Genomic DNA, 17,037 nt, shown 5'->3' on the forward strand with positions numbered 1-17,037 from the left:
CTCATGATGGTTCCCGTTCAGGTGGTCGTCGTCTTCGCGATCGGAGCCGGGTTCCTGATGGCAGCGATCGGACACGCCTTCTATCGGAAGCTTCAAGGCTCAACAGAGCCAACGAATCGGCTCTCGAATGTGCTCGCCACGGTAGGGGGAGTGATTGCAGGCGGTGCGATGCTCTGGGGGCTCGCGCATCAGGGCATCTTCAGCTGATCCTTCGTCGGGTCGCCCGACGGCCATGTCCGCAGAAGGATCGGCTGTCGGGACGTCGCTTGACCCGTTAGTTTCGGGCAATGGGCGATATCAGACTGTCAGGCCAGCTCTTGTGTGCGACTGAGGAGGAATCTCGTCGAGTTCGCGAGCATCTCCCGGAACACACTCGGCTCACCCGGGCCGAACCAGGATGCGTCGCCTTCGAGGTCGCCCCGACCGAGAGTCCGTTGACGTGGTCCGTCGAGGAACGGTTCGAGAGCCGCGACGACTTCGACGCTCATCAGGAGCGAGTGCAGTCCAGTGAGTGGGGTCGAGCTACTGCCGGCATCGAACGCCGGTACGTCGTTGACGAACTCGACCGATGAGCCATCGTTGACCGGGCGCGCATGGGGATTGGTGGGATCCTTCCGGTATGCAGGCGAACATCCGGCTGGTGACCGTCCGTGGCGAGCAGCAGGGCCGCGATGCGGACCTGGACCATGTGCAACAGTTCGAGGTTGAGACGGACGCCGGCCACAGGTACCTCGTCGTGTGTCAGGGCCCTCCTGTTGGCTCACCGTCGGACTGGCATGTGTCCAGCGCAGAGGACGGCCGCCTGGTGGGTCAAGTGCGTCTGCTCGGGGCGGGCATGCCGGGCGCTACGACCTACCGATTCAAGAAGGCGGGAGCGCTCTTCGCCGGCGGGAAGCAGATGGACCTATGGAACGCGGTGCAATCGCTCCTGAAGTGACTTACGACCGGTAGCCGATCGACTTACGGACTAGCACTCGTTCGAGCGATCAGCGCTTGCTCTGATTGCGGAGACTCCACACGCCGAGGCACAGAGACCAAGGCATGAGCACGATCAGCGGCAGCCATGAGCCGATTCGACCAGTGTTGATGACCAAGTCCAGAAGCCCCAGGGCGAGCATCAGCGCGGCAGCGATAGTGACGAGCCAGGCGAGCGCACGAGGCAAAGGTCTGATCGATCCCACGGCGAGATGCTATCCGGCACAATCGTCCGACAACCGATGGGCGGTCGGACGGCGTTTAGGTCGCCGGAGCGGCGTGGGCACCGAAGGCCGTCACTGTCCCGATGAATTGGGCAGGGTCCTCGTCATCAGTGAAGGTCACGGGAGTGAGTTCGGAAACCGGAATCGACCCACTCGCACCCTGATCGGTCCTGAACCACACCGCGGGCACGGGTTCGCGGCCCTTCTTCCAATGCCAGCACCGCAGCGGCCGCGAGCTTAGGCCAGTTCGCCTCCTGCTCCGCGGAGACACCCATCGTCACTGTCTGAATCGTCAACACACGCACACGCACATCTTGCGCCGGAACTCGCTCCAGCGCGTCCCGATAGTCGATCGGCTACCGGACGCCTATCACCTCTGGCTGCCTCGATCTCGCGTGAAGCACTTGCAGTGGGGCCGTTATGGCTTGGTGGTCGGTACGGTGTTCGTCGTGGAGAACTGGCGGCGGGACCGTATCGGATCGGCGCTTCGTGGAGAGAACCCGACCGTGCTGCGGCGCCTGACGGCGAGCTTCGCGGTCATCGGGGATGTGTAGTTCCTGCCGGGCTATTCAGTCGTACTCGTGGACCGCCCCGGCATCGATCGACTCAGTGATCTGCCGCGGGCAGACCGGACGCGGTTCCTCGCGGACATGGACGCTGTCGGGGAGGCTGTCGAGACAGCATGCCGTCGTACCGATCCCGACTTCCGGCGCGTCAACCTCGAGATCCTCGGCAACACTGATGCGTTCCTCCATGCCCATGTCTGGCCTCGGTACGAGTGGGAACCGACGGAGCTCATCGGGGGACCGGCGTGGCTCTACCCCCGGCATCGTGGACTGCTGCTGCGTCGCGACTCGGCCCACAGCACGACCCTCTTCGCACGGCAATCACCGCAGCACTCGACACTCCGACCGCTCGGTGACAGCACGCTGATCGGGGGGAGGTGCAACGTCGCCCAGGAGACGAACTCCATCCAGACGACCGCCCGGTAACCGATCGCGCACCGAACGATGGACGTTGACGAGACTGGCCTTATGACCATCAGTTCTCACCACCCGCTGTGGGATCAGTTTTCCCAGATCTGCTCTACGACCGCGTCGAGCAGGCCGGTTGTCGGAAAGTCGTACTGGTAGATCTGCACGGAGATACCATCGCGCACGAACGTCGTGTATGCGTGCAGCACACCGTCCGGAGCCCGGAACTCGTACTGACACATGCGGCCGGCCATATGGTCCGCGCACTGGCCGCTCTGGACGACCGCGCGCTGCTCCAACGCGACGGCCTCGGCGGGCGTAACGCGCAGGATATTGATGACCAATCCCTCGCTTACTCCCTTGTTGTCCCACTGGCAGAAAAGGCTGGCACCGAGATCGGTGATCCCACCGGTCCGCTCCGCTGCTGTGGGTTCCCTCGCCTCGGTATCAGTCCGCACCTCGCCATAGAGGGATGCAGCCCCAAAAAATCGCTCATAGGAACTCGTTGGCACGAGCTGGGAGCACCACCCGGGGATCGACACCGTTTCTCCCGAGGACGAAATCGGGCCCGGGGTAGGAGTTGCAGTGGGGATCGGGGTTCCCGTGATGGGGGCGGAACTCGGGATCGTCGCGGTGGGCGACGGCTCGGGCTCCTGCGTCTGTGTGGGTGCCGCGACCGGAGTCTCCTGCTGCGACAGCGTCAACGCGACGGCCCCGGTGGCGGTGCCGACGGTGAGCATCGCGACGACCCCAATGACCACTCCGGACCGGCCACGACGCCGCTTCGGACGCGCGTCGGCACGTTCGAGGACGTTCTGCTTCATCGAGACGAGCATGCGCTGCAGGTCGTCTCCCTCGGGGGGCTCAGTGTTCATCGTGCATCACCACCTTCTTCAGCCGACGTCGGTTCCGGGAGACGCGCTGGGTGACCGCGCCGACGGAGAGTCCGAGGCGCTCGGCGGCCTCGGCGTAGGAGTAACCCTCGAGCAGGCAGAGCTCGCAGATGCGGCGGTCGGTCGCGGGGAGTGCGGCGATCTCGTCGCGGACCCAGCGCAGGAGTTCACGGGCCTCGTCCTGGTCGGTCGGCGTGGCCAGGTGATCGGGTAGCTCGTCAGCGCGTCGGCGGGCCTGCTTCCGGCCGGTGTTGAAGGCGTGGTTTCGGCAGACGACGAGCAGCCACGGCAGCACCGTGTCGGCCGGGAGCTCGAGGGCCACCGCCCGCTGCCAGAGCGTCAGGAACGTGTCCTGCACGATCTCCTCGACGTCGGACCGGTCGTCGACGAGGGCCCAGGCGTACCGGGTGAGCGTGGCGGCGTAGCGGTCGAACACCCGTGCGAGCGCACCGGTGTTCCCCTGCGCGATCGCACGGACGAGTTCTTCGTCGGTATCGGTGCCAGTCGTCATGTCCACCTCCTTCACTTAGAGGTGTCGGCAGGACCCGCGATCCTGACAAGACCATCAGGAGTTCATGACCTCGGGCGGGTCAGGCTTCCTCGACGAACGCGCTGCAGAGTTGGTGACAAGACCACGTCATCACCAGGAGGTCCGTCCCGGTAGCCGGTCACTGGCTACGACCGAGTTCACTGCATCGCTGATGCCCTCCTACGCGCGCTGGCTTCCGGCAGTCTCCGTCTCACATAGCTGGTCCGCGATCTTTCGCACTGAAGGTGCGTCATGCGGACGTGTCACGCGAGCTGCCCGATCCTGGCCTTGCGGGCAGGACCGTGGCGACACCCGCCCGCGCACACGGCGACAAGTTGCGTGCGAAGGAGACACGTTATTCGCACGGCGACAGACAGGAGCACCTACTGCGGCATGTCCACGAACCTCGAGAACATCCCGTGGAACGCCACCGTGATGGTGTCGGTCGGCCCGTTGCGGTGCTTCGCCACGATGAGGTCCGCCTCACCCTGACGCGGGTTGTCCTTCTCGTACGCCGACTCACGGTGCAGCAGGATGACCATGTCGGCGTCCTGCTCGATGGACCCCGACTCACGCAGGTCGGAGATCATCGGCTTCTTGTCGGCACGCTGCTCGGGCCCACGGTTCAGCTGGGACAGGGCGATGACGGGGACCTGGAGCTCCTTCGCCATGAGCTTGAGCGCACGCGAGAACTCCGAGACCTCCTGCTGGCGGCTCTCGACCTTCTTGCCCGAGGTCATCAGCTGCAGGTAGTCGATGACGACGAGCTTCAGGTTGTGCTGCTGCTTGAGTCGACGGCACTTCGCGCGGATCTCGACGAGCGTCATGTTGGGGGAGTCGTCGATGAAGAAGGGGGCGTCGTTGATGCGACCGCGGGTCTGCGCGATGGTGGTCCAGTCGCGGGAGTCCACGGTGCCCTTGCGCATGTTCTGCAGCGGCACGCTGGTCTCGGCGGAGAGCAGACGCATCGCGATCTCGGCGCGGCCCATCTCGAGCGAGAAGAAGGCCGCCGTCTGGTTGTGCTTCAGGGCGGCGGCGCGGCACAGGTCGAGCGCGAGCGTCGACTTGCCGAGTGCGGGTCGCGCGGCGACGATGATCAGCTGCCCGGGGTGGAAGCCGTTCGTCAGGCCGTCGAGCTGGGCGAACCCGGTCGGCACGCCGGTCATCTGGCCGTCGCGGCCCTTGGCGGCCTCGATCTCGTCGATGGCGGCGGAGATGGCCTCGGTCAGGGGGACGTAGTCCTCCGTCTGCACACCGCCGGCGACGTTGTAGACCTCGGCCTGCGCGCTGTTGACGAGGTCGGTGACCTCACCCTCCGACGCGTAGCCCATCTGCACGATGCGGGTGCCGGCGTCGACCAGGCGACGCAGGACTGCCTTCTCGGCGACGATCGCGGCGTAGTACCCGGCGTTCGCCGCGGTCGGCACCAGGCTCGTCATGCTGTGCAGGTACTCGGCGCCGCCGGCTCGGGACAGCAGCCCGGTCTTGGTCAGCTCGTCGGTGACGGCGATGACGTCCGTCGGCTCACCGTGGGAGTACAGCGACAGCATCGCGTCGAAGATGACCTCGTGCTTGGGGATGTAGAAGTCCACGCCGCGGGCGGTCTCGATGACGTCGGCGACGGCGTCCTTCGACAGCAGCATGCCGCCGATGGTCGACTGTTCCGCCAGCAGGTCGTGTGGCGGAGTGCGCTCCATGCCACCGCGATCCGCGTACGTCTGCGGTGCCGGGTCCAGATGCGCGATCGACACACGTGCTCCTCTTGTTGTCCGTACGGGCCGCCCCCGCACGCCAGTCCTACCCCGAGCAACCGACATCCCCCGGTCGCGCGCTCACCGTACGGGGTGCAAGTTATCCCCAACAAGTGCCCCTGTGGACAACTCTGTGGAGGACTCGCGGAACACGCCGGGAAGCAGTGTGGAGAACTGTGGACAGACATGTGGAAAGAGTGGCCGGAGAACATACTTTCGACCGCTTGACCTGGGCTTTTGGTTTCCACACTGTGTGTGGACAACCGTGCTTCAATGTGCGCTTGAAGGTTCCCGATTTGACGTCGTCACGGTGCGAAACGACTTGACAAACGGGTTCCTGAACGGAGTGCTCCCGGCTGGCTCTCAGGGAGCCCAGCCCGTCGGGGAAGGTAACCGGCCAACGCAGCGCACCCCGCGCCTCCAGGCTGGGAGCGGCGCAGACCGGACCGGAACCGGCGAGCCGGAACGAGGCCGGAACCAGGCCGAGACCGACCCGGGACACGCCCGACACCACCGAAATGAGAACCGCAAGCGGCACAACGACGAGCAAGAACAAGAACAAGAACAAGAACAAGCGAGCCTCAGCCCGCCAGCACCGCGCCCGCCCCCGCCCCGACGCCCGCGCTACCAGCCCGCGTCGACGCCCGCACCACCGGCACCTGCAGCGTCGACGCGATCCCCGTCCCCAGGTGCACCAGCGCCGACCCGGGCACGATCCGCGACGAGATCGACGACCGCGAGATCCGCACCCCGATCAGGTCCCCGGCCAGGGTGTCCTGCGGCGACAGCAAGGCCCCGCGACGGTTCTTCTTCGCGTCGACCTGCCACCCGCCGAACCCGGCGGCGAGCCCAGTGGTGTTCCCCCCGAGCAGCAGCCCCTGCCGGTTGTCCACAGCGGCCCGGCCCCAGTCGCGCAGCCACCGCGCGGCCGAGCAGTCGATGAGCAGCTCCCCGTCGTCGACCACGAGTACGAGCGGCGTGCCGTCCGGGGTGAGCACGGGGGACAACTCGTCCACAGTCACGTCGTCGCCGGTGAAGACCGCACGGACGCCTGGCAGCCCAGCCAGGTCACGCACCGGACCCTGCCGGGGCGCGACGACCACGAGCGAGGTCCCTCCGACCAGCAGTGACCGCGCCATGGCGGCGAGCATGGTGGACCGGCCGGAGCGGGACGGCCCGGCGACCACGAACGTGCCGCCACCGGTGGCGAAGTCGACGGTCTGGAGCTCCATGTCGTCACCCCCGATCCCGGTCACCGCCACCAGCGGCACGAGCGTCGGCGCGGAGTCGAGCGCCAGGGCGGCGTCGAGGTCCAGGTCCTTCGGCAGCGCGTCGACCCGGAACGGCCGGGGTGCCGGCGGGACCGGGAACTGCTCGCGGATGGCCACCGCGAGGTCGCGGACGGCCGTCGTCTGCCCCTGCCCGGAGACGTCGGTGCCGAGCGTGGCGAACTGCACCTCGATGCCGGAGTCAGCGCGGAACCCACGGCCGGCGGGGATCGAGGCCGGCAGCTTCCGGTGGTTGATCCCGCCGAGCGAGTAGTCGAGCCGGTCGGTCAGGCGCAGCACGACCTTGTCGTCGGTGAGCGTCGACATCCGCGACGACATCAGCGTCCGGTCACCGGAGATCACGACGTGGATGCCAGCCGCGGCTCCGTCGCGGAGCATCGACTGGATCGCGTCGGTCAGAGCGCCGCCGTCGACCTCGCCGAGGGAGGTCGTGAAGTTCTCCCACCGGTCGATGAGCACGAGCACGTGCGGCAGCCGCTCACCGGGGGCGGCGAGCAGACGCTGCTCGGTGATGTCCGCAGCGGATGCAGCGGCGATCAGGTCGTGCCGCCTGGCCATCTCCCGGGTCAGCCGGTCGACCAGCCGGGTCGCGCGTTCGACCTGCGTCCGCTGCACGACACCGCCGCAGTGCGGCAGGTGCTGCAGCGACGCAAGCGCGCCGTTGCCACAGTCGATCGCGTACAGGTGCAGGTCCGACGAGGGGACGGACTGCGCAGCCGACGCGGCGATGCTCCGGAGCGCGGTGGACCGACCGGACCCGGGCGCGCCCACGACGTACTGGTGCGTGAAGCGGTCCAGGTCGATCTCCGCCGCGCGCTGCTCCTGCGTGTCCGGCAGGTCCTCGACGCCGAACGGGAACCGCATGGTCTCCGTCGACGCCGCCAGCGACCGCCGCGTGCCGACGGAGGCGGACGCCACCTCGGCGAGCGGCAGCAGCTCCGGCAGCGGGGCCAGCCACGGGCTGTGCAGGGGGCCGATGCCCAGGCGGTCGCGCGCGTCCGCCATCGCCTGCACCAGGACCGACAGGTCGGTCGCGGCCGACGACTGGTCGCTCCGGGTCGGTCGCGCAGGTGGTGCGGTCGCGAAGTCGCGCCAGTCGAGCACGCGCACGAACGGGAGGCTCGTGGCCGGGTCCTCGTCGCCGGCCCACCGGCCGCCGACCCGCGCTGACTGGAAGGGCACCACGGAGGAGTGCCCGAGCCGCGCGTACGCCCGGCCGGGGACGCTCTTCGGGATCCGGGCCGCGTCGGCGACGTCGATCACGTCGGAGCTCTCGCCGGTGTCCGTCATCCGGAGGGCCACGCGCAGGTTCGTGTTCGCGCGGATGTCCGGCCCGACCACGCCACCGGGGCGCTGCGTCGCGAGGATCAGGTGCACGCCGAGGGACCGGCCGCGCTGGGCGATGCCGATGAGCCCCGCGACGAAGTCGGGCAGCTCGGTGACCATGGCGGCGAACTCGTCGATCACGATGACGAGTCGCGGCATCGCCTCACCGGCACCGCCGCGGGCCAGGTGCGTCTCGTGGTCCTCGATGTCCTTCGCGCCCGACGCGGCCAGGATGTGCTCGCGCCGGGTGAGCTCGGCGCGCAGGGAGCGGAGCGCGCGCTCGACGAGGTGCTGGTCCAGGTCCGTGACGAGCCCGACGGTGTGGGGCAGCTCCGACGCCACGCTGAACGCCGCACCGCCCTTGTAGTCGACGAGCACGAAGGTCATCTGGTCCGGGCGGTTCGCCAGGGCGAGCGACGCGACGAGGGTCTGCAGGAACTCGGACTTGCCGGACCCGGTGGTGCCGGCGACCAGGCCGTGCGGGCCGTCCTTCACCAGGTCGAGGGCGAACGCGCCGTCGATGCCCACGCCGACCACGGCCGAGGTGGTGGCCTCGCGTGAGGTCCAGCGGTCGGCGACGAGCGCGCCGGACGGCTGCGGCAGCTCGACCACGTCGAGCAGCCGTGCGGCGTCGGGCACCAGGCCGTCGCCGTCGGAGCCGCTCGTGTCCCGCAGCGGGGAGACCGCGCGGGCGACGGCGTCGTACCAGTCGTCCTCGACCCGGTCGGCGAGCACGAGCTCCACCGGGGCGGCGAGCTGACGGCGCAGGACGAGCTCGGTCGCGGTCCGGTGCGTCACGGTCGCGACGCACTCCTCGGGCAGCTGCCACTCCTCCTCGTCGATGCAGACCAGGCGGATGCCGCACGCGGGCCCGTCGCGGAGCAGTCCGACGACGCCGGGCATCGCACGCAGCCGACGGGCGCCGTCGAGCACGACGACGATCTCGGGCGAGAACCGCGGCCGCATCGAACCGTTCTTCGTCCGCTCGGCCTTCCGCTCCGCCAGCACCTGGCTGAGCTCGGCGAGCCGACGGCCGATCGTGTCACCGTCGGCACCGATGAGCGCGAGGGCCTCTTGCCCGTTCGTCGGCCGGAGGTGCGGCAGCCACAGGGTCCACGCCCACGCCGGCACGTGCTGCTGCGCGGTGAGCACGACGAACTGCACCTCGCGCGGGCTCTGCGTGACGGCGAGCTGCCCGAGCACCCACCGCCCGAGGTCGCGCGGCAGGTCCTCGGCACCGGCGATCCCGAGCACGCCGACCTCGGCGAGCGGCACGGTCACCGGGACGCCACGTGTGATCCGCTGCTCGTCCGCCAGGCCGTCGAGGTCCCGGTCGTCGTCCACGGTGACGGTCGACGGCAGGTCCCCGACACCGATCCGCACGTGCAGGTGGTCCGTGTCCGAGGGCCGGCGCTCCCAGAGGCGACGACCGGGCGTCCCGGCGACGACCCGGAGCGACGCCGCGTCGAGCGCGGAGGACCGTCGCTCGTCCCGCTCGGCGAGCACGGCCCGGGCGATCGCGGCCTCGAGCGCGGCGACCCGTTCCCGGTGCTCCGCGGTCTGCTTCCGGTGGCTCTTCTTGCCGGTGCGCCGGGCCGTGACGGTCTGCCCGACGACCATGATCGGGGTCATCGCCGCGAACAGCAGGTAGAACGGCGAGTGGAACACGGTGGCCATCACGATGCCGAACATCGCCGGCACGAACACCATGATCCAGGGGATCGCCGAGCGCTGCGGCGGGACCGGCGGCTTCGGGATCCGGAACTGCGTCGTCAGGAACGGCGGCAGCAGCCTGGGCGGCCGGTTGAAGTCGAGCTGGCCGGAGTCCGGCGGCTGCAGCAGGAGCCGGTCCGCCACGGCGACGGGCCGCACGGTGAGCACGCTGGAGCCGAGCCGGACCATGGCGCCCGGTTCCCAGACGACCCACTCGTCGCCGACGGGCTCGTCCTCGAGGGTCGCCGCGGCCGACTCCACGGTGCCGGCCGCGGGGTGCTCGCGCGGGGACAGCCGGACGGTGACGGTCCGGTCGAAGGCGATCCGAGCCTCCAGGCCGGGGTGGTCGGCAGCCTGCGCGCCGACGGCCGGGGCACCGTCCTCGACCAGCGCGATCCGGACGTGGCCGGGCGCCAGCCGGCGTTCGCGACCGGCACCGACGCCACCGGCGACCAGCAGGTGGACGACACCGCGCTCCACCTCGGGACGGTCGGTGCCGTGGACGTGCAGGACGGCACCGTCGACCAGCCCGCTGCGCGCGAACGGGACGTCGCCGTCGGACGCATCGGACGGCATGGGTGCGCTGCCGGTGCGTCGCGCCAGGGCGTCGACGACCGATCGCATGGGGGTCTGGCCGGGTGCGTCGACGAGGACGTCGGAGGTGGTGCCGACGACGTCGTCGACGACGGTGACGACGACGCGCATCAGGCGCGCAGATCCTCGACGACGGTCGCGTCGTCCTCGACCGGCACCGCGGCGACGGTCGACAGCAGCTGGTCCACCCAGCGGACCACGCCGAACTCGTCGGAGACGAACGTGCCGTCACGACGGCAGTCGAGCGTCCAGCGCGCCAGCGGGTCGGGGCTCATGGACAGGGCGGCCCAGCGGCCGCCCGGGCGTTCCAGCAGGCGCGCGAGTTCACGCCCCTCGCTGCCGCCGGGGACACCGTGGACGACCAGGAGGCCCGGGGTCGCGTCCGCCGTGACCGCCGCCACCGCCTCGCCCACGGACACGGCGTCGGCCGGTCCGAACTCGCCGCCGCGGATCCCGACGGTCAGCACCGGGGTGCCGACCGACCAGGGGTCGGTGCGGACCTGGTCCACGATCCGGCGCGCGACCGCGGCACGGGCTGTGCGGTCGCCGTCCAGGGCGACGAAGCCGGAGGCGCGGCGCAGGTCGACCAGGACGGCACCGTCCTGGTCGCTGCCGAGGCCGACGACCGTCGCGAACTGCGTCGAGGGGCTCTGCCCGAGCGGCACGGCCTGCAGTGCCCACATCGGGGCCGACCACGAGCGGCCGTCCGGGGTGGTCTGCCACGGCTCCGGGGGCGCGACCGTCGGCGACGCGAGGTCCAGGCGCACGGTGGGGCCGACCACGGCCCGGACGAAGCCGGGGAAGCCGACGCGGGCGACGGTGCACGACGCCTCGACGCTGCGGAGCACGCGGTCGGTGGCCCAGGCGGCGCCCTCCTCGCGCCGGGGCAGGTCCGCCCAGGCGGCGGCGTCCGAGACGGGGCGGCGACGGTGCGCGATGATCGTCGGCACGACGAAGGCCAGGGCGCCGAGGAACAGCACCACCGACATCGTCAGCATGAGGTGGGACTCGGGGTGGGAGAGCGACCAGTTCATGCGGCTCCTCCGAGCTCGGCCAGGCGGCGTTCCAGGGTGGTGGGCTCGGTGCCGGGGACGTCCGTCCAGCGGAAGGTCGTCATGATCGCGTCGAACAGGGTGACGAGGGCGTCGGTGAGGTGGTCGGTGGTGTCGTCCGCCCCGCTGTCGGTGTCGGTGTCGGTGCGGGTGTCTGCGGCTGCGTCGTCCGTGCTTGCTGCCTTCGCCGCGCTGATCGCGGAGAAGGACATGACGACCCAGCGGCCGGGGCGGTGGGGGACCGGGATTGTGTAGACCACCTGGCGGTCGTCGACGACGGGCAGGTCCTCGCCGAGGCCGGGGAGTTCGGCGCCCGGGTCCACGCGCCGGATCACGGTCTCGGTGCGGGCAGCGATGCCGCCGTCGACCTCGCGGATGCCGGGGTCGTCCTCGTCGTGGCGGGTCGGCAACGCGTCCGCGAGGACCTGCGCGATGACCTGCTCGGGGGCCTGGTCGGACTCGTCCTCCACCTCGGTCTCGATGATGGAGACCGGTGGCGTGTAGCCGTCGACGGGCTGCACGGCGAGGTAGACCGCGTTCGCGCCGTTGTCACCGGCCTCGACCACCGTCGCGGTCAGGCGCTTCCGCATCTCCTGGCGCAGGGGTTCGGCACGATCGCGGGGCAGGTCGTCCGGGAGCGCGCGGGCGATGACGTCCCGGACGATGGCCGCGAGTTCCTGCCGGTCGTCCTCGCGCGCGGGGAGTCGGGCCCACCCGGGCGGGACCACCATGAAGAACGAGGCCGTGGGGTCGGTGCGGGGCAGGTCGGTGGCGTCGGTGTGCGCCTCGTCGGTGGGGGCGGTGTCCGGGGCGTCGGTGCGGGTGGTGTCGCTCATGCGGTGACCTCGTTCTTGACGGCGGCGAGCAGGTCGATGAGCTCGTCCCCGAACACGGGGACGACGTCGAGGTCCCGGGTGCGCCAGAGCACACGCGTGTCGACGGGGGTGGCGGTGTCGGCGGTCTCGAAGGTCTCGCGGCGGACGGCGCAGACGGTGGCCCAGATCGCGCCGTCGTCGTCGAGGTCGTACCGCGTGACGACGGGCCCCTCGCCACCGACGTGGTCCGGCAGCTCGTCGACCGCCGGACGCTCGACGGGCAGGCCGCCCTCGGCGCCGGCGAGCTCGAGCAGCCCTGGCCCGTCGGACTCCGCCATGCCGACGGACACGACGACCGGCAGCGGCCAGCGGTTCGGCACCCCGAGTCCCGCCACGAGCCGTTCGCCACCGTCGAGCGCGGCACGGAACTCGAGCAGCGTGTCGAGCGCCGCCTCCGGGTCCACCTCGGGCCCGCCGTCGAACACCCGCTGGTCGGCCGGGGCGTCGCGGTCGACCTGCGCGATCGCCGCGAACAGCTCGAGTGCTCCCGCGCGCCAGGCCGGGGTGACGTCGGCGGTGCCGGGCACGACGAGCCACTGCGGGACCTCGACGTCGATGCGCGAGGTGAGGACGGGTGTTGCGCTCATGGGCTCCACTGCTTGTCGCGTCGGACCGGGGTCAGACGGTGATCGGGTGCTTGACGGCGGACCAGTCGTCGGTCCACGGTCGCTTCGTGTCTGCGCCGTCGCCCACGGGGTTCAGGACCAGACCGGCGATCGAGTAGTTCCGCCCCCAGACGCTCAGCCCGCCGTTGACGTACGTGTGCCACTTCGGGGCGGTCCCGACGACGGCACCGAACCCGTTGGCGCCACCCCACTTGCCGAGGTCGTTGCGCAGGATCTGGAAGTCGACACCGCCGATGCGTTCGGCCCAGCCAGTGAAGCCCTTCTTGGTGAACAGGTCGGAACCGAACTGTTTCGAGATGGTGGCCCAGTCGTTCTTGATCGTCGTCCCGACCTTCGAGATGTTCCACCAGTTGGGGTTCTCCTTGAACTTCCCCAGCAGGTCCTCCATCTTCGCGATGCCGTTCTTCGTGACGGCACCGTCGAGCTGGTCGGCGTACTGCAGGTCGCCGTACGCGTCGTCGAGGCTCTTCGTCTTCGACAGCCACCCGCCGATCGCGTCGTTCCGCAGCTTCGCGATCTTGCCGAGGTCGACCTTCGTGGCGTTCTGCACGGCGGTCTTCCCCGCGGTGATGCCCTTGCTGAGCGCGACCGACGTGGCCTTCGTGATCCCGACGCCGACGCCGAGCGTGACGACGCCGACCACGGCCATGACCAGGTCGAAGACGTTGCCCTCGCCGAGCGCCGTCAGCCCGATCTGCGCCACCAGGCTGACCCCGGCCGCCACGGCACCCATGATCGCGAGCACCCCGACGCCCGGGATCAGGATCGCGAGCGCCGCCAGGGCGATGCCGATGTACGTGAAGATCTTGACGATCATCTTGAGCAGCTTCGAGAAGAACGCCTTGATCTTGTCCCCGAGGGTGTCGTGCAGGCCGTCGTGCCAGCCCTCGCGGATCGTCGACGCTGCCGCCTTGCCCGCGGCGTTCAGCGCGTCGACCGCTCGACGCAGCCGGGCCTTCGCGGCGTTCGCACTGTCGTCGGCGGCGGTCACGGCACGGTGCTTGGCGTCGATGGCGCCCTGCTCGTCGTCGGTCAGCGGCGGGGCGTCCTGCGCTCGACCCTGCGACGGGTCGGCCATCCCGCTCGCTCGTGACCCGGCGGCGGCGGCGTCCTCGGCCTCCCGGAGCGCTCCGGCGGACTCGGTCAGGGCGTCCTCGAGGTGCGGGACGTACCCGGTCAGGGCGTCCTTGATCGCGACGTAGCGACCGGCCATCTTCTCCAGTGAGGCCCCGACCTCCTTGCTCTTCTTCCGGACGGCGTCCGCGGTCTCGCCCTTGAACTGCGACTCGTCGCCGTCACCGATGCTCTTGAGCGTGCTCGCCTCGCTCGTGATGGCGTCGGCGATCATCGTGTAGTAGCTCACCAGGCTCTGCACCACGGGGACGTCGGCCACGACCGGGTCCGAGCCCTCACCGAGCAGCGTCCAGTCGCCGCCGCGCGCCGGCATCAGTGGCCCTGCCCGTCGGTCGCCTGCGACTCGGTCGAGAGCTTGTCGTGGAGGTCCTGGTCGACGGCCGTCCAGTTGTCGGCAGCCTTCTGCACCTTGTCGTGCAGGTCCTTCACCGCGCCCTTCATCTTGTTGCGGTGGATCTTCCAGTCGCCGGAGAAGTCGTGCATCGCCTTCTGCACGTCGTGCTGCCCGTACACCTGGTCGAGCTCCCGGTCGTCCGACCGCTGGTGCTCGAGCTCGTCCGAGATGTGCTGCAGCTTCGTGGCCGAGTCCTCGAGGACGGCCTTCGTGATGATGAGGTCTGCCATGGGTGCTCCTGGTCGGTGAACGGGATCGGAACCGGCTCGGTCCCGGTGCCCGTCGTCGTGACGGGGACCGGGACCGGTGCGGTGTCGCTACTTGATCGCGTTCGCGAGCTCCTGGTCGGTCTGCTGCAGTGCCTCGGCGGCCTTGTTCAGGTACGTCGACATGCCCTCGAGGCCCTCGATGGTCTTCGTCGCGCCGTCGTTGAACTCCTGGTACGAGCTGCCGAAGGCGACCGAGGACTGGTCGGTCACGTAGCCACCCGTGATGAGCGAGTCGACGAGCGACTTCAGCTCACGCAGCTTCGAGGTGATGTCCTGCTCACCGTTCACGAGTCGGGTCGCGGCGTCCTGCATCTCGCCGTAGGTCACGTTCAAGTTGGGCATTGCCAGCTCCTGTCGTTCGTCCGTGGCCCCGGTCGAGGCACGTTCAGGAGGTTATTCCGGAGCGGTACGACTTTGCGGGGTACATTCCACCGGCAGGACACCGATCACATCTGCACACTGATGTGCACATTCCAGTACACCGCCGCGGGTACCGGGTCGAATCGAACTGATGTTTCGATGTCAGTACCGAGGAGTATCCATTGCTACCCGCGTGTCGCGAGCGCGTCTTCCGGACGTCGGGTCCCCATTTGTGCCGACAGCGGCGGACCCGTCCGACGGGTGTCGAGCGGTCAGAACCCGTGCACGAGCGAGTCGGACGCCTGCTTGTAGCCCGGAACGCGCTCCTGGTCGGAACCCCAGCCGGTCGGCTTGATGCCCTGCCCGTACCCGAACGTGTTGATCCAGCTCGCGACCACACGGCCGCCGGCGACGTACTTGTGCCATGCCGGCAGGGCCGCGATGTCGACGCCGTGGTCCCGCTTCATCGCGACCTTCATGGCGTCCATCTCGATCTGCCGGTCGACACTGAACAGTCGGTCCGACCGCCAGTCGCGCTTCACGAAGACGTCCCTGATCTTGCTCTTGTCCTCGGTCCACAGCGTCTTGTTCGGGTGCCACCAGTTCGGCTTCTCCTTGAAGCCACCGAGCGTGTTCTTCGTGATCGTGTCGATCCGCAGGTCGGTCAGGCGGTTGATGTGCCGGTCGATCGTGCCGACCGTGCGCGCCGCGGTGCTGTCGTTCAGCGCGTTCTTCACGTTGATCGAGCGGACGTCCTGCAGCTTCTTGATCTTCTCGAGGTTCGTCTTCGTGAACCCCTGCATGCCCTTGCCCAGCCCGGCGGTCTTCGCCACGGAGGCGGCCTTCGTCATGATGCCGCCCACGCCGACGAGCACGAGCCCCACGGCCGAGGTGATCACGTCGAGCCAGGAGCCCTCGCCCATGCCGGCCAACGTGATGTTCGCCACCAGGACCACGGACGCGGCGACGGCGGCCATGAACGTCAGCATGCCGACGCCCGGGATCAGGATCGCCAGGGCTGCCAGGGCGATGCCGATGTACGTGAAGATCTTGACGATGATCTTCAGCAGCTTCGAGAAGAACGCCTTGATCTTGTCGCCGAGGGAGTCGTGCAGGCCGTCGTCCCAGGCGGCGCGGATCGTCGACGCCGCAGCCCTGCCGGCGCCGTTGATGCCGTCCACCGCGCGCCGGAGTCGTGCCACCGCAGCGTCAGCGCTGTCGGTCGCCGCGCTCTCGGCACGGTGCTTCGCGTCGATCGCGCCCTGCTCGTCGTTGGTGAGGGGCGGTGCGTCCTGTGCCCGGTTCTGCGACGGGTCGGCCATCGAGGCGGCTCGCGCACCCGACGCCGAGGCGTCCTCGGCGTCACGGAGCGCCGCGGCCGACTCGGACAGTGCGGTCTCGAGCTCCGGCAGGTACCCGGTCAGGGCATCGCGGATCGCGTCGTAGCGGCCGGACATCTTCTGTAGGGACTGCGCGACGTCCTTGCTCTTCTTCCGGACGGCATCGGCGGACTCGCCCTTGAACTCCGTTGTGTCGCCGTCACCGATGCGGTGCAGGACGTCGGCCTCGGCGCTGATCTCCTGCGCGATCGTCGTGTAGTAGTGCACCAGGTCCTGCACGGTGGCGACGTCGGCCACGACCGGGTCGGACGACTCGTGCAGCAGCTCCCAGTTGCCGGCGCGCGCGGGCATCAGGCGGCCTGCCCGTCGGTCGGCTGCGACTCGGTGGTGAGCTTGTCGTGCAGGTCCTGCTCGAGGGCGGACCAGTGCTCGACGGACTTCTGCATCTTGTCGTGCAGGTCCTTCACCGCGCCCTTCATCTTGTTGCGGTGGATCTTCCAGTCGCCGGAGAAGTCGTGCATCGCCTTCTGCACGTCGTGCTGCCCGTAGACCTCGGTCAGCGCACGGTCGTCCGACTTCTGGTGCTCGAGCTCGTCGGAGATGTGCTGCAGCTTGGACGCGGAGTCCTCGAGGACCGCGCGCGTGATGATGAGGTCTGCCATGGGTGCTCCCGGTCGATGCGGTGGAGGAGGACGGCCGCCCGGGGTCGCACGGACGCG

Annotated in this window: 18 protein-coding genes; 4 read left to right on the plus strand and 14 right to left on the minus strand. The window is 69.3% G+C overall.

All coding sequences use genetic code 11. The annotated features are described in order from the left end of the window. The first annotated feature begins 3 nt into the window (after window positions 1-3). The 3 genes from ITJ68_RS01325 to ITJ68_RS01335 all read left to right on the plus strand — a co-directional run bounded on the left by ITJ68_RS01325 (window position 4) and on the right by ITJ68_RS01335 (window position 937). Window positions 4-207 (plus strand): hypothetical protein, encoded by a 204-nt coding sequence (locus ITJ68_RS01325; RefSeq protein ID WP_194659569.1) that lies wholly within the window; start codon window positions 4-6, stop codon window positions 205-207. Between the two features lie 80 nt (window positions 208-287). Then, window positions 288-572, plus strand: a complete 285-nt coding sequence (locus ITJ68_RS01330; protein WP_194659570.1) for a putative quinol monooxygenase — start codon at window positions 288-290, stop codon at window positions 570-572. A gap of 47 nt (window positions 573-619) precedes the next feature. Then, on the plus strand, window positions 620-937 hold the full coding sequence (locus tag ITJ68_RS01335) for a hypothetical protein (protein ID WP_194659571.1): 318 nt from the start codon (window positions 620-622) through the stop codon (window positions 935-937). Window positions 938-986: 49 nt separating this feature from the next. On the opposite strand, the gene ITJ68_RS01340 is transcribed toward ITJ68_RS01335, so the two are convergent. Continuing rightward, on the minus strand, window positions 987-1,181 hold the full coding sequence (locus ITJ68_RS01340; protein WP_194659572.1) for a hypothetical protein: 195 nt from the start codon (window positions 1,179-1,181) through the stop codon (window positions 987-989). A gap of 413 nt (window positions 1,182-1,594) precedes the next feature. Here ITJ68_RS01340 and ITJ68_RS18875 point away from each other — a divergent pair, with 413 nt between their 5' ends. Then, window positions 1,595-1,753, plus strand: coding sequence for a hypothetical protein (locus ITJ68_RS18875; RefSeq protein ID WP_228504433.1), 159 nt, complete (start codon window positions 1,595-1,597; stop codon window positions 1,751-1,753). A 15-nt stretch (window positions 1,754-1,768) separates the two neighbouring features. Here the strand turns inward: ITJ68_RS18875 and ITJ68_RS18880 are convergent, their stop codons facing one another. From ITJ68_RS18880 to ITJ68_RS01405, 13 genes are all read right to left on the minus strand, one after another. Further along, the gene (locus tag ITJ68_RS18880) at window positions 1,769-1,954 is read right to left on the minus strand and encodes a hypothetical protein (RefSeq protein WP_228504434.1); all 186 of its coding nucleotides are present in this window, start codon (window positions 1,952-1,954) and stop codon (window positions 1,769-1,771) included. Between the two features lie 311 nt (window positions 1,955-2,265). Further along, window positions 2,266-2,997, minus strand: a complete 732-nt coding sequence (locus ITJ68_RS01350; protein ID WP_194659573.1) for a hypothetical protein — start codon at window positions 2,995-2,997, stop codon at window positions 2,266-2,268. Between the two features lie 40 nt (window positions 2,998-3,037). Beyond that, window positions 3,038-3,577, minus strand: coding sequence for an RNA polymerase sigma factor (locus ITJ68_RS01355; protein ID WP_194659574.1), 540 nt, complete (start codon window positions 3,575-3,577; stop codon window positions 3,038-3,040). 401 nt (window positions 3,578-3,978) lie between these two features. Then, window positions 3,979-5,346, minus strand: a complete 1,368-nt coding sequence (gene dnaB / locus ITJ68_RS01360) for a replicative DNA helicase (protein ID WP_416354627.1) — start codon at window positions 5,344-5,346, stop codon at window positions 3,979-3,981. Window positions 5,347-5,927: 581 nt separating this feature from the next. Next, window positions 5,928-10,379, minus strand: coding sequence for an FtsK/SpoIIIE domain-containing protein (locus tag ITJ68_RS01365; protein WP_194659575.1), 4,452 nt, complete (start codon window positions 10,377-10,379; stop codon window positions 5,928-5,930). Next, a complete protein-coding gene (locus tag ITJ68_RS01370; protein WP_194659576.1) occupies window positions 10,379-11,302 on the minus strand; it encodes a hypothetical protein in 924 nt (307 codons plus the stop codon). The genes ITJ68_RS01365 and ITJ68_RS01370 overlap by 1 nt, the downstream gene beginning before the upstream one ends. After that, complete coding sequence (locus tag ITJ68_RS01375) at window positions 11,299-12,156, minus strand: hypothetical protein (protein ID WP_194659577.1); 858 nt, start codon at window positions 12,154-12,156, stop codon at window positions 11,299-11,301. The genes ITJ68_RS01370 and ITJ68_RS01375 overlap by 4 nt, the downstream gene beginning before the upstream one ends. After that, the gene (locus ITJ68_RS01380; RefSeq protein ID WP_194659578.1) at window positions 12,153-12,782 is read right to left on the minus strand and encodes a hypothetical protein; all 630 of its coding nucleotides are present in this window, start codon (window positions 12,780-12,782) and stop codon (window positions 12,153-12,155) included. The genes ITJ68_RS01375 and ITJ68_RS01380 overlap by 4 nt, the downstream gene beginning before the upstream one ends. Before the next feature lie 31 nt (window positions 12,783-12,813). After that, window positions 12,814-14,268: a hypothetical protein gene (locus tag ITJ68_RS01385; protein WP_194659579.1), complete on the minus strand. Its 1,455-nt coding sequence runs from the start codon at window positions 14,266-14,268 to the stop codon at window positions 12,814-12,816. Beyond that, entirely contained in the window at window positions 14,268-14,579 is a 312-nt protein-coding gene (locus tag ITJ68_RS01390) for a type VII secretion target (protein WP_071278483.1), read from the minus strand. The genes ITJ68_RS01385 and ITJ68_RS01390 overlap by 1 nt, the downstream gene beginning before the upstream one ends. Before the next feature lie 87 nt (window positions 14,580-14,666). Beyond that, window positions 14,667-14,960 (minus strand): WXG100 family type VII secretion target, encoded by a 294-nt coding sequence (locus ITJ68_RS01395; protein WP_071278485.1) that lies wholly within the window; start codon window positions 14,958-14,960, stop codon window positions 14,667-14,669. Between the two features lie 290 nt (window positions 14,961-15,250). Then, entirely contained in the window at window positions 15,251-16,669 is a 1,419-nt protein-coding gene (locus tag ITJ68_RS01400) for a hypothetical protein (protein WP_194659580.1), read from the minus strand. After that, window positions 16,669-16,980 (minus strand): hypothetical protein, encoded by a 312-nt coding sequence (locus ITJ68_RS01405; RefSeq protein WP_194659581.1) that lies wholly within the window; start codon window positions 16,978-16,980, stop codon window positions 16,669-16,671. The genes ITJ68_RS01400 and ITJ68_RS01405 overlap by 1 nt, the downstream gene beginning before the upstream one ends. Between the last annotated feature and the right edge of the window lie 57 nt (window positions 16,981-17,037).

It is taken from the genome of Curtobacterium sp. VKM Ac-1395 (assembly GCF_015350975.1).
Classification (GTDB): Bacteria; Actinomycetota; Actinomycetes; order Actinomycetales; family Microbacteriaceae; genus Curtobacterium.

Bases quoted from the DNA above. Each gene is read 5' to 3' on its own strand.
- ITJ68_RS01405 (WP_194659581.1), bottom strand. From the start codon at position 16,980: ATGGCAGACCTCATCATCACGCGCGCGGTCCTCGAGGACTCCGCGTCC.
- ITJ68_RS01335 (WP_194659571.1), top strand. From the start codon at position 620: ATGCAGGCGAACATCCGGCTGGTGACCGTCCGTGGCGAGCAGCAGGGC.
- ITJ68_RS01380 (WP_194659578.1), bottom strand. From the start codon at position 12,782: ATGAGCGCAACACCCGTCCTCACCTCGCGCATCGACGTCGAGGTCCCG.
- ITJ68_RS01370 (WP_194659576.1), bottom strand. From the start codon at position 11,302: ATGAACTGGTCGCTCTCCCACCCCGAGTCCCACCTCATGCTGACGATG.
- ITJ68_RS01325 (WP_194659569.1), top strand. From the start codon at position 4: ATGATGGTTCCCGTTCAGGTGGTCGTCGTCTTCGCGATCGGAGCCGGG.
- ITJ68_RS01390 (WP_071278483.1), bottom strand. From the start codon at position 14,579: ATGGCAGACCTCATCATCACGAAGGCCGTCCTCGAGGACTCGGCCACG.
- ITJ68_RS01400 (WP_194659580.1), bottom strand. From the start codon at position 16,669: ATGCCCGCGCGCGCCGGCAACTGGGAGCTGCTGCACGAGTCGTCCGAC.
- ITJ68_RS01365 (WP_194659575.1), bottom strand. From the start codon at position 10,379: ATGCGCGTCGTCGTCACCGTCGTCGACGACGTCGTCGGCACCACCTCC.
- ITJ68_RS01385 (WP_194659579.1), bottom strand. From the start codon at position 14,268: ATGCCGGCGCGCGGCGGCGACTGGACGCTGCTCGGTGAGGGCTCGGAC.
- ITJ68_RS01330 (WP_194659570.1), top strand. From the start codon at position 288: ATGGGCGATATCAGACTGTCAGGCCAGCTCTTGTGTGCGACTGAGGAG.
- ITJ68_RS18880 (WP_228504434.1), bottom strand. From the start codon at position 1,954: ATGGAGGAACGCATCAGTGTTGCCGAGGATCTCGAGGTTGACGCGCCG.
- ITJ68_RS01355 (WP_194659574.1), bottom strand. From the start codon at position 3,577: ATGACGACTGGCACCGATACCGACGAAGAACTCGTCCGTGCGATCGCG.
- ITJ68_RS01395 (WP_071278485.1), bottom strand. From the start codon at position 14,960: ATGCCCAACTTGAACGTGACCTACGGCGAGATGCAGGACGCCGCGACC.
- ITJ68_RS01375 (WP_194659577.1), bottom strand. From the start codon at position 12,156: ATGAGCGACACCACCCGCACCGACGCCCCGGACACCGCCCCCACCGAC.
- ITJ68_RS01350 (WP_194659573.1), bottom strand. From the start codon at position 2,997: ATGAAGCAGAACGTCCTCGAACGTGCCGACGCGCGTCCGAAGCGGCGT.